Raw genomic sequence first — 12,003 nt, forward strand, 5'->3', positions numbered from 1 at the left:
CGACCCTACTCACCGGGCCCGACATTCAGAGGGTGGGACATTCAAGCAGAGCAAACCAGAGTAATTTACTATGCTTTATATGGCTTCCGTTGCGATCCGCCCCCTGCGCTACGACGCGCTCACCGGCGTCCGGTTCTTCGCCGCGCTCTGGGTCGTCGCGTACCACATCAAGCGCGCCAACCAAGGCTGGCTGGAGAAGCACCATCCGGACCTGGTCCGACTCCTCGATCCGGTCCTCGGGCAGGCACATCGCGCCCTCGACCTCTTCTTCGTGCTGTCTGGCTTCGTGCTCGCCCTCAACTACCTCGAACGGATCGGCGATCACCCCAGCCTCCGCACCATCGCGCGTTACCTCTGGCTCCGCGTCGCCCGGATCTGGCCCACCTACCTGGCGATCACCCTCTTCGCCGGCTTCGCGATCTGGTTCCGGCACTGGCGCTGGAACTCAGCCTCTGTCGACGAACTGACCTGGAACTCACTGGTCCAGCAGCTCTTCCTGGTACAGATGTGGGACCAGCCCACCGGCAAGGACAGCAGTTGGGCGGGGCCGGCCTGGTCGCTCTCGGCAGAGTGGCTCGCCTACGTGCTGTTCCCCCTGCTCGCTGTCGTCGCGCTCGGCCTCACCCGCCGATTGAACACCCCTGGCCTGGTCACGGCCGCCGTGCTGAGCCTGACGCCACTCTTCCTCGGCCTGGTACTCAACCACCGGTTCGCCTATGCCTGGGGCTGGGCGCCGCGGGTCCTGTCGCTCTTCGTGGCGGGCATGTTCACCGCAGCGGTCCTGCGCGCCGTATCGGTGAGCGCGGCCCATCGCCGCGCGGCCGGACGGGCCGCGCCGGCGATCCTGCTCGCCGTCGCCGTCTGGATCGCGCTCACCGAAACAGTCCTCCCCGGTTGGTGGGCCGGCTTCCTGGTCGTCGCCTGGCTGCCGTTCGTCTACTGCTTGACCGTCGGGCGCGGCCCCCTCATCGATGCGCTGTCGCAACGGTGGATCGTGCTCGGCGGAGGCGCGTCCTTCGCGCTCTACCTCCTGCACGGCCCGGTCCTGAAACTACTGCGGGACCTGACTACCCATACCGCGCTCTTCCACGTCGACCGCGACCTACGGATCTGGGTGGAGCTCGCCGCCGTCCCCGTCCTGGTACTCGCCTCGATGGCGATCTACCGCTGGTGGGAGGAGCCCACCCGCCGCGTCCTCACCCGGCCGCTACTCCCCCGCCAGCGCATGCCGGAGTCAGCTCGGGTCCGCGAGCCGGCCTAGCGGCTCGATCCGGATCAGCGACTCGAAGCGGGCGAGGTGCCGAACATTCTCCGTCACGATCGCAACAGCCCCGTGGGCAAGCGCCTGCGCGCCCGACATCCCTAGTCCGTTGGCGGAAGCCGGTCTCGTCGCACCTGCGAGGTACTCCCGGACGATCTGGGGCGTGATCGCCAGGTCACACTCATCGTGGCGCAAGAACGCCAAGGCGGCACGGTGGCTCAACCGTGCAGGATCAGTCGCCGCCAGTCACACGTTGGTATCAACGACGACGGCCGCCCTCCTCAACGCTCGTCGTCGCCGTAGTGCTCCGCGCGATCAAAGTCGGCGACGGGCCCCACCTCAGCCATCTGCAGGTCGATCCGCCGCGGAAGCTCGGCGGACAAGGGCTCCCGCGCTGCGCTGTTGAGAACCTCGCGAAGTTCCTGCTTTACCGAATGCCCATGCCTCGCCGCTCGGCGCTTGAGCGCAGCGACAGTGTCCTCGGGGACGTCACGAACATGGAGAGCAGGCATGTCTCGATGCTAGCAACGCTGCTAGCGCGGACCCCGGCGATGAAGAGGCCGGCAGCTTGACGGATCAATAGGTCGTGACGTGGACGTGGTCGTAGTGGTTGGCGGTGACCGAGCCACGGTTCGACATCGAGCGCCAGCCTTCGCCGCCGCGCTGCACCGACCAGATCTTCTGCGAGTAGATCAGGTAGCTGACGCCGAGGGCGACCCGGTTCTCGCGGATGTACTCCGCGACCTGCCAGCCGAGTTCACCGCTGACCATGATGTCGACGGCAAGGCCTTGGCCGTGTTCGCCGTCGTTGCGCAGAGTGCCATAGGTGCTGATCTGCGGGAAACGTGCACAGACCGCGTTGAAGACCTTGACCACGTTGGGGCTGACGCCCGACGCGATGCTGGCGCCGTTGCTGCAGACGCCGTCGGTTCCGCTCAGCGGCTCGTCGGCGCTGAGGTACTCGGCGTTGACCCAGCGCGCCTTGCCCTTCCAGACCACCTCGGCGCGTCCGTTGGCGCGACGTCCGGTGACCAGCACCTCGTCGCCGCTCTTGATCTCGCCGAGGTTCTCGCCCTCGCCGAGCGAGGCCGACCAGAGGTTGAGGTCCTCGGTGGCCCACAGCTTCGTCTTCGCGGCGTCGATCGCGTCCCGGGTACCGGCCCGCGAGGCCTTGCGGGCGAAGGTCGCGCTCGTGGAGAGCTCCTCGGTGCGCAGCGTGCTGCGCGAGGCCTGCTCGCCGCGGGTGGCAGCGACCGAGGCAGCGCCGGCTACGGGCTTGGAGGCGTCGGCACCGACCTGCTGCGCGACCTGGGGGCTCGCGGCGAGAACTCCCACGCCGACGGTGGCGAGGGTCGCCAGTGAGGCGACCGGAGCCGCGATCGTGGCGACCGACGGCATCTTGCGGGCATTGGTTTCCCGCTTGTGGCGTCCTTGGGCCACAGCGCTGATCCTTTGCTCTTGCTTACAGGGCAAGTGCCCGCCCCCCGCGGACACGATGTTCGAGTCAAACACATGTCCGGTGAAAAATCCCCTCGACGTCCGCGGAACGGCGGAATCTGACCGATCAGCCCCCCGACGACGAGTCGACCTCTTCGGTCACCGCGCAACCAGCCCCGTCAGCGTCGTCCAGCCACCCCTCGGGAAGCACAACCTTCTTACGTGGCGCGCCTTGGCGGCCCCGCGGCGTGCCCAGCTCACCCACCGGGAACGGCTCGGCCGGGTCGAGTTCGGCGAGCAATTCGTCGAGCGCAGCGAGGCTCGAGACCAGCGCCAGACTGTGACGAAGAGCACCGCCGGCCCGGAAGCCCTTGAGGTACCAGGTGACGTGCTTGCGGAACTCCTTGCACCCCTTCTCCTCCCCCATGTACTGGGAGAGGAGCTCGGCGTGGCGACGCATCATCACGCTCACCTCACCGAGGTTCGGCAGGGTGGCGACGCCGTCCAGGCCGTCGGTGAACGCAGCCGCCAGATCGCGGAAGAGCCACGGCCGGCCCAGGCAGCCACGCCCGACGACGACGCCCGCCGCACCGGTCTCCTCGACCATCCGGACGGCGTCGCGCGCCTCCCAGATGTCGCCGTTACCGAGCACCGGGATGTTCACGTGCTGCACGAGCTCGCCGATCGCGTCCCAGTCGGCCTGGCCCGAGTACGCCTGCTGCACGGTGCGACCGTGCAGCGCGATCGCGGCGACTCCGGTCTCCTCGGCGATCCGGCCGGCGTCCAGATAGGTGATGTGGTCGTCGTCGATGCCCTTACGGGTCTTCATCGTGACCGGGACGTCGTAAGGCTCCGCAGCCTTGACGGCTGCGGTCAGGATCTCCCCCAACAGCCCACGCTTCCAGGGCAGTGCCCCGCCACCGCCCTTGCGGGTCACCTTCGGGACCGGGCAGCCGAAGTTCAGGTCGATGTGCGCAACCCCGAAGTCGGCGCAGAGGATCTCGGCGGCCTTACCGACGTAGACCGGATCGGTCCCGTACAGCTGGACGCTGCGCACGGTCTCCAACTCGTCGAAGGCGAGCATCGACTTGGTGGTGGCGTCGCCCTCGACCAGTCCGCGCGAGGTGATCATCTCGCAGACGTAGAGGCCGGCTCCCTGCTCCAGACAGAGTCGCCGGAAGGCGGCGTTGGTGATCCCCGCCATCGGAGCGAGCACCACCGGTACGTCAACAGTCAGGGAGCCGAGTTGCAAAGACACCCAGCCATTGTCGGCAGCGGGGGTTGGCTCGCACAAATCACCTCGCCACGGCCGACCTCAGGACTTCTTCTTGGCGCCCTTCTTCTTGGCGCCCTTCTTGCCCTTCTTCGCGGGCTTCTCGATCGCGCCGGTCCAGGTGATCGGTTGCGGCGACTCAGTGGTCTGCAGCGCGACCGCGCGCATGCTGGTCTCCGGGACCGCGAGGAAGACCAGGCAGAGATCTGCGGTGGCGTTCGGCTGGAACTCGTCCGGCAGCGCACTGTTACCGCACGGCTTGAACTTCCCCGCGATGTTGGCCGGCGGGTGCAGGACGTCGGACCCGTTGTCCAAGAAGAGCGGAAGCTCGATCCCGCCCAGGTCGCTGTCGCCGATGTTGGTCGCCTTCACCGTTACGAAGTACGGCGTCGACTTGCGCATCGCGTCGTCCAGCTTGAAGCCGGAGAACTGGTCCATCGTGACCTGCTTGACGCTGCTCACGGCGACCTCGACGACGCCGTCGATCTTGCGCCGCGGCTTCCAGGTGAACCGGGCCGCGTCACCGAAGGCGAGGGTGGCACCCCAGACCGTCATCCCCGAGGCGTCCTGGGTCGGGGTCGCACCGTCGGTGGCGGACGGCTGGCTGGTCTCAGCCTTCGGCTCGGCCTTCTTCTCCTTGTCATCCCCACCGCAGGCGACGAGGGAGAACGACAGGACAAGCGCGAGCGCAGCGGGCACCAGACGACCAGAACTCATGGCGTCATTGTGCACGCTGCGCCGCGCTCGCGGGTCAAGCTCCGAGAAGCCGCTCGGCGAAGTAGCGGGAGATGCCGTCGAGGCTGATCCGCTCCTGCGACATGGAGTCTCGCTCGCGGACCGTCACCGCGTTGTCCTCGAGGGTGTCGAAGTCGACGGTGACGCAGTACGGCGTGCCGATCTCGTCCTGACGACGGTAGCGACGGCCGATCGCGCCGGAGTCATCGAAGTCGACGTTCCAGTTACGACGCAGCTCCGCGGCCAGATCCTTCGCCTTGGGCGACAGGTCGGCGTTGCGGCTCAGCGGCAGCACCGCGACCTTGACCGGCGCCAGGCGCGGGTCGAGACGGAGCACGGTGCGCTTGTCCACGCCGCCCTTGGTGTTGGGCGCCTCGTCCTCGTGGAACGCGTCGACCAGGAAGGCCATCAGGCTGCGCGACAGACCGGCTGCCGGCTCGATGACGTACGGGGTGTAGCGCTCGTTCGCGGCCTGGTCGAAGTACGACAGGTCGGCACCCGAGTGCTGGGCGTGCGTGGTGAGGTCGAAGTCGGTCCGGTTGGCGATGCCTTCCAGCTCGCCCCACTCGGAGCCGGCGAACCGGAACCGGTACTCGATGTCGATGGTGCCCTTGGAGTAGTGCGAGAGCTTCTCCAACGGGTGCTCGTAGAGACGCAGGTTCTCCGGGTCGACACCGAGGTCGGTGTACCACCGCATCCGCTCGTTGATCCAGTAGGTGTGCCACTCCTCGTCCTCACCCGGCTTGACGAAGAACTCCATCTCCATCTGCTCGAACTCGCGGGTGCGGAAGATGAAGTTGCCCGGGGTGATCTCGTTGCGGAAGCTCTTGCCGATCTGAGCGATACCGAACGGCGGCTTGCGACGCGCCGAGGTCACCACGTTCGCGAAGTTGAGGAAGATGCCCTGGGCGGTCTCCGGACGGAGGTAGTGCAGACCCGACTCATCCTCGGTGACACCGAGGTGGGTCTTGAGCATGCCGGAGAACTCCTTGGGCTCGGTCCACGAGCCGCGGGTACCGCAGTTGACACAGACGATCTCGCTCAGCGGCACGTCGTCGGGCGTCGTCCACTCCGGGTGCTTCTCACCGCTCTTCTCGAAGAGCGCCTCCTGCAGGTGGTCGGCCCGGTAGCGCTTGTGGCACGACTGACACTCGGTCAGCGGGTCATTGAAGGTGGCCACGTGACCACTGGCGACCCACGTCTCGCGGGGCAGGATGATGCTGGAGTCCAGGCCGACCACGTCCTCGCGGCCCTGCACCATCGCCTTCCACCACTGGCGCTTGATGTTCTCCTTGAGCTCCACGCCCAGCGGGCCGTAGTCCCAAGCAGAGCGGGTGCCGCCGTAGATCTCACCGCAGGGGAAGACGAATCCGCGACGCTTGGCGAGCGAGACGACGTTGTCGACGATGGATGCGGGGGCTTTGGCCACGTTTACTGTGCTCCTGAATTCGGGTCCATCGGCTGGCTACCGACAGTCGGGCCAGCCTACCCATCGCGCTCAGTGAGCGAGCTTGAGGCCGACGATTCCGGTGACCAGCAGCAGCAGGCAGAGGATCCGGACCATGCTCACCGAATCGCCGAGCGCGACCATGCCGTAGATCGCGGTGCCGACGGCGCCGATCCCGACCCAGACGGCGTACCCGGTCCCGACCGGGATCGTCCGCAGCGCGTAGCCGAGGCCAGCCATGCTGGCGACCAGAGCGACCGCGAAGATGCTGGTGGGCACCGGACGGGTGAACGACCGCGACTCCGAGAGGGCCGAGGCCCAGACGGTTTCCAGGACACCGGAGACAACGAGAACCAACCAAGCCATGACGAGACGCTCCTTCGAGTCGGATTCAACAGATCCGCGCCGTCGTGCTTTGACCTGGTACGGCGCACCTCGTCAGGTTCTCCTCGAGCTTAGCAACGGAAACTCACCGTGGCACGCCGAAGAGGGCGTTGGTGACCGGACTCACCACGCCCAGTTTGACAACGATTCTCATTTCGAATGAGAATGCTTCTCATGAAGCTGAACTCGGCACTCGCCCTGACCGCCCTCGTCAGCATCCCTGCCCTGACGGGATGTTCAGCTCTCACCAACAGCGGCTCCGATCCCCACGAAGGCGACCAGGTGACGGCGGCGTTCTACCCGCTCGCCTACGCCACCGAACAGGTCGCCGGCGACCACTTCACGGTGCTGAACCTGACCCAGCCCGGCAAGGAGGCGCACGACCTCGAACTCAGCGTGAAGGCGACCGCCGACATCGCCGAGTCCGCGCTCGTCGTCTACCTCGCCGACTTCCAGCCCGCCGTCGACAAGGCGATCAAGCAGAACGCCAAGGGCACCGTGCTCGACGCCGCGGACGTCGTCGCCCTGGAGCCGTACGACGACCACGCCGCCGACGAGGCGCATGACGACCACGGCGACGAGCACTTCGGCGAGACCGACGAACAGCACGCCGCGCATGCGGACGAGGGCAGCCACGAGGGCCACGACCACGGCGACCTCGACTCCCACTTCTGGCAGGACCCGCTGAAGATGGCCGACTTCGCCGACGCGATCGCCGAGGAGCTCAGCACCCTCGACGAGGCGAACGCCGACGACTACGCCGCCAACGCCGCCGCCTTCCGCGCGAAGCTGGAGAAGCTCGACGCCGACTACACGAGCACCTTGCGCGGCTGCACCCGCAACGTGGTCGTCGTCAACCACGCCGCCTTCGGCTACCTGAGCCGCTACGGCCTGGAGTTCGAGACCATCACCGGCCTCTCCCCCGGTGTCGAGCCGACCATCGCCGACCGCACCCGGCTCGACGATCTGATCCGGAAGGAGGGCATCACCACGGTCTTCTCCGAGTCGCTCTCCAGCAACAAGGCGGCCACCACCGTCGCCAAGGACGCCGGCGTCGCCAGCGAGGTGCTCGACCCGATCGAGGGCCTCTCGGACCTGACCGCCGAAGAGGACTATCTTTCTTTGATGCGCGCCAACCTGACCAAGCTGAGCAAGGCCAACGGATGCTGAACCAGGAGCCGGGCAACGAACCCGCCGTCATCACGGTGCAGGACGGCTCCGTCCTGATCGACGGCCGCCCGGTCCTGCGTCACCTCAACCTGACCATCAACCGCGGCGAGTTCGTGGTGCTGATGGGGGCCAACGGATCCGGCAAGTCGACCCTGGTGCGCGCCATGACCGGCCTACGCCCGCTGGCGCGTGGCTCCGTGCAGCTCTTCGGTACCGAGCTCAGCCGCTTCCGGGAGTGGCACCGGCTCGGCTACGTCCCGCAACGCCCGTCGGCCGCGGCAGGTGTACCGACCAGCGTCTGGGAGGTGGTCGCCTCCGGTCGGCTGACCCGACGGCGCCCACTCCGGCCCAAGAGTGCTGCGGACCGCGCGGCGATCACCAACGCGTTGGAGGTGGTCGGCCTCGCCGACCGTTCCCGGCACGCGGTCACCACGTTGTCCGGCGGCCAACACCAGCGGGTGCTGATCGCCCGCGCGTTGGCCGGCGAGCCCGAACTGATCCTCCTGGACGAGCCGACGGCCGGCGTCGACCTGCCCAATCAGGAGGCGCTCGCCCAAGCGTTGAAGGTGCTCAAGGAGCGCGGCGCGACGGTGGTCCTGGTCGCCCATGAGATCGGTCCGATGGCACCGCTGATCGACCGGTCGGTCGTGATGCGCGACGGCCAGATCGCCTACGACGGCGCCCCGCTGACCGACGCCGACGTGCACACCCCCCTCTTCGGCGGCACGCACGACCACCACCACACCCATCCCGAGCAGTTCACCGACCACCTGCTCAACGTCTCGTCCCCCGTCGACTCCCCGGAGGTGACGCCGTGATCGAGGTCCTCACCGCAGACTTCATGATCCGCGCGATGCTCGCTGCCATCTTCACCGGGCTAGCCGCCCCGATCGTCGGCACCTACCTGGTGCAGCGCAGACTCTCGCTGATGGGCGACGGCCTCGGGCATGTGGCCGTGACCGGTGTCGCGCTCGGCCTGCTGACCGGCAGTTCGCCGACCTGGACCGCGGTCGGTGTCGCGATCCTCGGTGCCGCGCTGATAGAGATCATCCGCGAGCGCGGCAACTCCGGGGGCGACGTCGCGCTGGCCCTGCTCTTCTACGGCGGCATCGCCGGCGGCGTGCTGATCACCGGCATCGCCGGGCAGTCCGCAGCCCGGCTCCAGGAATTCCTCTTCGGCTCGATCACCACGATCTCGGTCGAAGACGTCTGGATCACGATGGCGCTGGCCGCCGCGGTGATCTGCATCGGCATCGGCTTCGGCCCCCAACTCTTCGCCGTCGCCCAGGACCAGGAGTTCGCCAAGGTCGCCGGACTCAACGTGCGCGCCTACAACCTGCTGCTGGCGGTGCTCGCCGCGGTCACCGTGACCGTGGCGATGCGAACCGTCGGTCTGCTTCTGGTCTCCGCACTGATGATCATTCCGGTCGCCACCGCACAGCAGGTGACCCGGAGCTTCCGGACCACCCTGATCGCGGCGATGGGTCTCGGCCTCGCCGCCTCGTGGGGCGGCCTGCTGCTCGCCGCCTGGTCCTCGTTCCACATCGACGGCGTCAGCCCCGGCCCGACCATCGTGATGCTGGCGCTGACCATCTTCGCGCTCACCTGGCCGTTCGGTGCCTGGCTACGCCGACGCCAGCGCCGCCGGATCCCGTTCGTCGAGGTCGATCCGTTGATCCACCACACCATCGACGAGCATCCCCACGTCCACGGAGATGGTTGTGGTCACCCGGCGATCCCCCACGGCGACCATGTCGACTACGTCCACGACGGCCACCGTCACGCATCCCACGGGAGTCACTATGACGAACACTGAGGCGCGCCTTGACCCCAAACCCGCCATTGTGCGCCCGACCAAGCAACGGTTGGCGGTCGCCAAGATCCTGGAGAGCTTCACCGACTTCCGCAGCGCCCAGGAGATCCACGCGCTGCTGACCGCAGCCGGCGAGACCGTCGGCCTGGCCACGGTCTACCGCACCCTGCAACTGATGGCGGAGTCCGGGGACCTCGACGTGCTGCGGACCGAGGACGGCGAGGCGGCCTATCGGCGTTGTTCGGCCACCCATCACCATCACCTGGTCTGCCGCGCCTGCGGCGCGACGGTGGAGATCGAGGGTCCGGCTGTGGAGCGATGGGCCGAGGCGATCAGCGCCGAGCACGGTTACACCGCGATCAGCCACACACTGGAGCTCTTCGGCACGTGCGCGAACTGCCGCTGACGTCTGCGGCCGGCACCGGGCCCTAGGCGCTCCCGTAACGCCGGTCCCGGCGGGCGTAGGTGTCGATCGCCTGCCACAGGTGCCGGCGATCGACGTCGGGCCACAACACGTCGGAGAAGACGAACTCCGAATAGGCGGCTTGCCACAACATGAAGTTGCTGAGCCGTTGCTCACCCGAGGTGCGCCAGATCATGTCCGCATCTGCAACTTCTGGCACATACAGATAACGCGCGAAGACCTTTTCGTCGACCTTGTCCGGATTAATCTTGCCTAATGCAACATCTCGCGCCAATGCTTTGGCAGCATCCGCGATCTCGGCACGACCTCCATAGTTCACACACATCGTTAAAGTCGCCACGGTGTTGTTCTTGGTCAACTCTTCTGCAGCCTGCAACTCTTTGACCACCGACTTCCACAACCGCGGAGCGCGGCCCGCCCAGCGCACCCGGACGCCCAGCTCGTGCATCTCGTCGCGACGGCGCCGGATGACATCGCGGTTGAAGCCCATCAAGAAGCGCACCTCGTCGGGCGACCGCGCCCAGTTCTCGGTGGAGAAGGCGTAGGCGGAGACCGCCTTCACGCCGATCTCGATCGCGCCTTCGACGACGTCGAAGAGGGAACTCTCTCCTTGTTCGTGGCCCGCGGTGCGCGGTAGACCCCGCTCCTTCGCCCAGCGACCGTTGCCGTCCATGACGATCGCGACGTGGCGCGGGACCAGCTCAGCGGGGATGTTCGGCGGCGTTGCACCGGAGGGATGGGGACGGGGAGCGCGGGGCACAAATCTCACAGGACAAAGATAAGCGGTAGCACCGACGGCAGGTTTATAGTCCCCGCATGGTGTACACCAATGAAGAGATCGAGCAGCAGCTCTTCATCCTCTTCCGACGAAGTCAGGCCATCCATGTTTCGACAAAATCGGGGGATTTTGAACTGGACCGCTCGATCTACGGCATTCTCTGCCTCCTCGATGACGAAGGGCCTATGCGACTCGGTGCTATTGCACATCGGTTCCGGCTCGACCCCTCCACGATCACGCGCCAGGTGCAGGCTGTCATCCGCCTCGGACTAGCCGCGAAACGCGTTGATCCCACGGATCGCCGAGCAGCGATCCTCAACCTGACTCCGCTCGGCGAAGAGACGATCGCGCAGGCCCGCGCCCACCGCCGCCAGGTGCTCTACTCCATTCTCGGAAATTGGAGCGAGACCCAGCGCTGGGAGTTCCTCGCCGCGCTGCGGCGGTTCAACAACACGGTCGACGGGTGGATCGAACCCGACGATCCCATCAGTTCGGCCGACTGAGCCTCACCGCTCGACGTAGGCCAGCGAACGTAGCCCGCGCTCCAGGTGCCACTGCAGGTAGGCAGCCACTAGGCCAGTCGCCTCACGTAGATGCCGCCCTTCCGAGGCCGCAATCTCAGCCCAGTCACCCGTGAGTAACGCACTCAGCACGTTCACCGTCTCGGCCGCCGGGTTCGCAGAACCTGGCAATCGGCAAGCCGCGCAGAGGATGCCACCCGCCGCAGGGTTGAACCAGCGGTGTGGTCCCGGTGTATCGCAGCGGGCGCAACCGTCGAACGACGGTGCATAGCCCGCCACCGCCAGCGAGCGCAGCAGGAACGAGTCCAGGATCTGCCCTGGGGCTCGCACCTCGTCCGGGTCGTCACTGGTCAGCGCTCGAAGGCCGCCGACCAGCAGGAGGAACTGCTGCGGTGACGGCTGACGCTCCTCAGCGATCAGCCGTTCCGCAGTCTCCAGCATCGCGGTGCCTGCGGTGTAGCGGTCATAGTCGAGCCCGAGCCGGGCCTGGAACGGGGTCAGCGTCACGGCTTGGGTGATCGTGTCGAGGTTGCGCCCCTCCGCCAACTGCAGATCGACGTGGGTGAAGGGCTCCAGCCGGGAACCCCAACGCGAGGTGGTCCGGCGGACACCCTTCGCCACACCACGGACGAGTCCTTGGGAGCGGGTCAGCAGAGTGATGATGCGGTCGGCTTCACCCAACTTGTGGGTGCGGAGCACGACGGCTTCAGCACGGTAGAGAGGCACAGGTCCATTGTGCCCTGCCCCGACGACAGAAACG

General features: G+C 66.9%; 14 protein-coding genes. 6 read left to right on the top strand and 8 right to left on the bottom strand.

The features are described from left to right. Window positions 1–79: 79 nt before the first annotated feature. Window positions 80–1,261, top strand: a complete 1,182-nt coding sequence (locus ACLM5J_RS10430; RefSeq protein WP_413656343.1) for an acyltransferase family protein — start codon at window positions 80–82, stop codon at window positions 1,259–1,261. 281 nt (window positions 1,262–1,542) lie between these two features. Here the strand turns inward: ACLM5J_RS10430 and ACLM5J_RS10435 are convergent, their stop codons facing one another. The 6 genes from ACLM5J_RS10435 to ACLM5J_RS10460 all read right to left on the bottom strand — a co-directional run bounded on the left by ACLM5J_RS10435 (window position 1,543) and on the right by ACLM5J_RS10460 (window position 6,519). Next, window positions 1,543–1,773 carry a FitA-like ribbon-helix-helix domain-containing protein gene (locus tag ACLM5J_RS10435; RefSeq protein WP_413656344.1) on the bottom strand — a complete coding sequence of 77 codons (231 nt, stop codon included), beginning with the start codon at window positions 1,771–1,773 and terminating at the stop codon, window positions 1,543–1,545. Between the two features lie 64 nt (window positions 1,774–1,837). Further along, on the bottom strand, window positions 1,838–2,701 hold the full coding sequence (locus tag ACLM5J_RS10440) for a hypothetical protein (RefSeq protein WP_413656345.1): 864 nt from the start codon (window positions 2,699–2,701) through the stop codon (window positions 1,838–1,840). A 124-nt stretch (window positions 2,702–2,825) separates the two neighbouring features. After that, window positions 2,826–3,956 (bottom strand): tRNA dihydrouridine synthase DusB, encoded by a 1,131-nt coding sequence (gene dusB, locus ACLM5J_RS10445; protein WP_413656346.1) that lies wholly within the window; start codon window positions 3,954–3,956, stop codon window positions 2,826–2,828. 57 nt (window positions 3,957–4,013) lie between these two features. After that, on the bottom strand, window positions 4,014–4,688 hold the full coding sequence (locus ACLM5J_RS10450; RefSeq protein ID WP_413656347.1) for a hypothetical protein: 675 nt from the start codon (window positions 4,686–4,688) through the stop codon (window positions 4,014–4,016). A 34-nt stretch (window positions 4,689–4,722) separates the two neighbouring features. Continuing rightward, window positions 4,723–6,135 (bottom strand): glycine--tRNA ligase, encoded by a 1,413-nt coding sequence (locus ACLM5J_RS10455; RefSeq protein WP_413656348.1) that lies wholly within the window; start codon window positions 6,133–6,135, stop codon window positions 4,723–4,725. Between the two features lie 69 nt (window positions 6,136–6,204). Further along, a complete protein-coding gene (locus ACLM5J_RS10460) occupies window positions 6,205–6,519 on the bottom strand; it encodes a DMT family transporter (RefSeq protein WP_413656349.1) in 315 nt (104 codons plus the stop codon). Between the two features lie 192 nt (window positions 6,520–6,711). Here ACLM5J_RS10460 and ACLM5J_RS10465 point away from each other — a divergent pair, with 192 nt between their 5' ends. The 4 genes from ACLM5J_RS10465 to ACLM5J_RS10480 are packed head-to-tail and all read left to right on the top strand — an operon-like array spanning window position 6,712 to window position 9,926. Next, complete coding sequence (locus ACLM5J_RS10465; protein WP_413656350.1) at window positions 6,712–7,707, top strand: metal ABC transporter substrate-binding protein; 996 nt, start codon at window positions 6,712–6,714, stop codon at window positions 7,705–7,707. Beyond that, the gene (locus tag ACLM5J_RS10470) at window positions 7,701–8,525 is read left to right on the top strand and encodes a metal ABC transporter ATP-binding protein (protein WP_413656351.1); all 825 of its coding nucleotides are present in this window, start codon (window positions 7,701–7,703) and stop codon (window positions 8,523–8,525) included. The genes ACLM5J_RS10465 and ACLM5J_RS10470 overlap by 7 nt, the downstream gene beginning before the upstream one ends. Beyond that, on the top strand, window positions 8,522–9,523 hold the full coding sequence (locus ACLM5J_RS10475) for a metal ABC transporter permease (RefSeq protein ID WP_413656352.1): 1,002 nt from the start codon (window positions 8,522–8,524) through the stop codon (window positions 9,521–9,523). The genes ACLM5J_RS10470 and ACLM5J_RS10475 overlap by 4 nt, the downstream gene beginning before the upstream one ends. Further along, window positions 9,510–9,926: a Fur family transcriptional regulator gene (locus tag ACLM5J_RS10480; protein WP_413656353.1), complete on the top strand. Its 417-nt coding sequence runs from the start codon at window positions 9,510–9,512 to the stop codon at window positions 9,924–9,926. The genes ACLM5J_RS10475 and ACLM5J_RS10480 overlap by 14 nt, the downstream gene beginning before the upstream one ends. A 22-nt stretch (window positions 9,927–9,948) precedes the next feature. Here the strand turns inward: ACLM5J_RS10480 and ACLM5J_RS10485 are convergent, their stop codons facing one another. Next, complete coding sequence (locus ACLM5J_RS10485) at window positions 9,949–10,713, bottom strand: isoprenyl transferase (RefSeq protein WP_413656354.1); 765 nt, start codon at window positions 10,711–10,713, stop codon at window positions 9,949–9,951. Between the two features lie 47 nt (window positions 10,714–10,760). Here ACLM5J_RS10485 and ACLM5J_RS10490 point away from each other — a divergent pair, with 47 nt between their 5' ends. Further along, window positions 10,761–11,225 carry a MarR family winged helix-turn-helix transcriptional regulator gene (locus ACLM5J_RS10490; RefSeq protein WP_413656355.1) on the top strand — a complete coding sequence of 155 codons (465 nt, stop codon included), beginning with the start codon at window positions 10,761–10,763 and terminating at the stop codon, window positions 11,223–11,225. A 3-nt stretch (window positions 11,226–11,228) separates the two neighbouring features. On the opposite strand, the gene recO is transcribed toward ACLM5J_RS10490, so the two are convergent. Then, window positions 11,229–11,969: a DNA repair protein RecO gene (recO, locus tag ACLM5J_RS10495; RefSeq protein WP_413656356.1), complete on the bottom strand. Its 741-nt coding sequence runs from the start codon at window positions 11,967–11,969 to the stop codon at window positions 11,229–11,231. Window positions 11,970–12,003: the final 34 nt, after the last annotated feature.

This window comes from Nocardioides sp. Bht2 (assembly GCF_047308515.1).
Taxonomy (GTDB): domain Bacteria; phylum Actinomycetota; class Actinomycetes; order Propionibacteriales; family Nocardioidaceae; genus Nocardioides.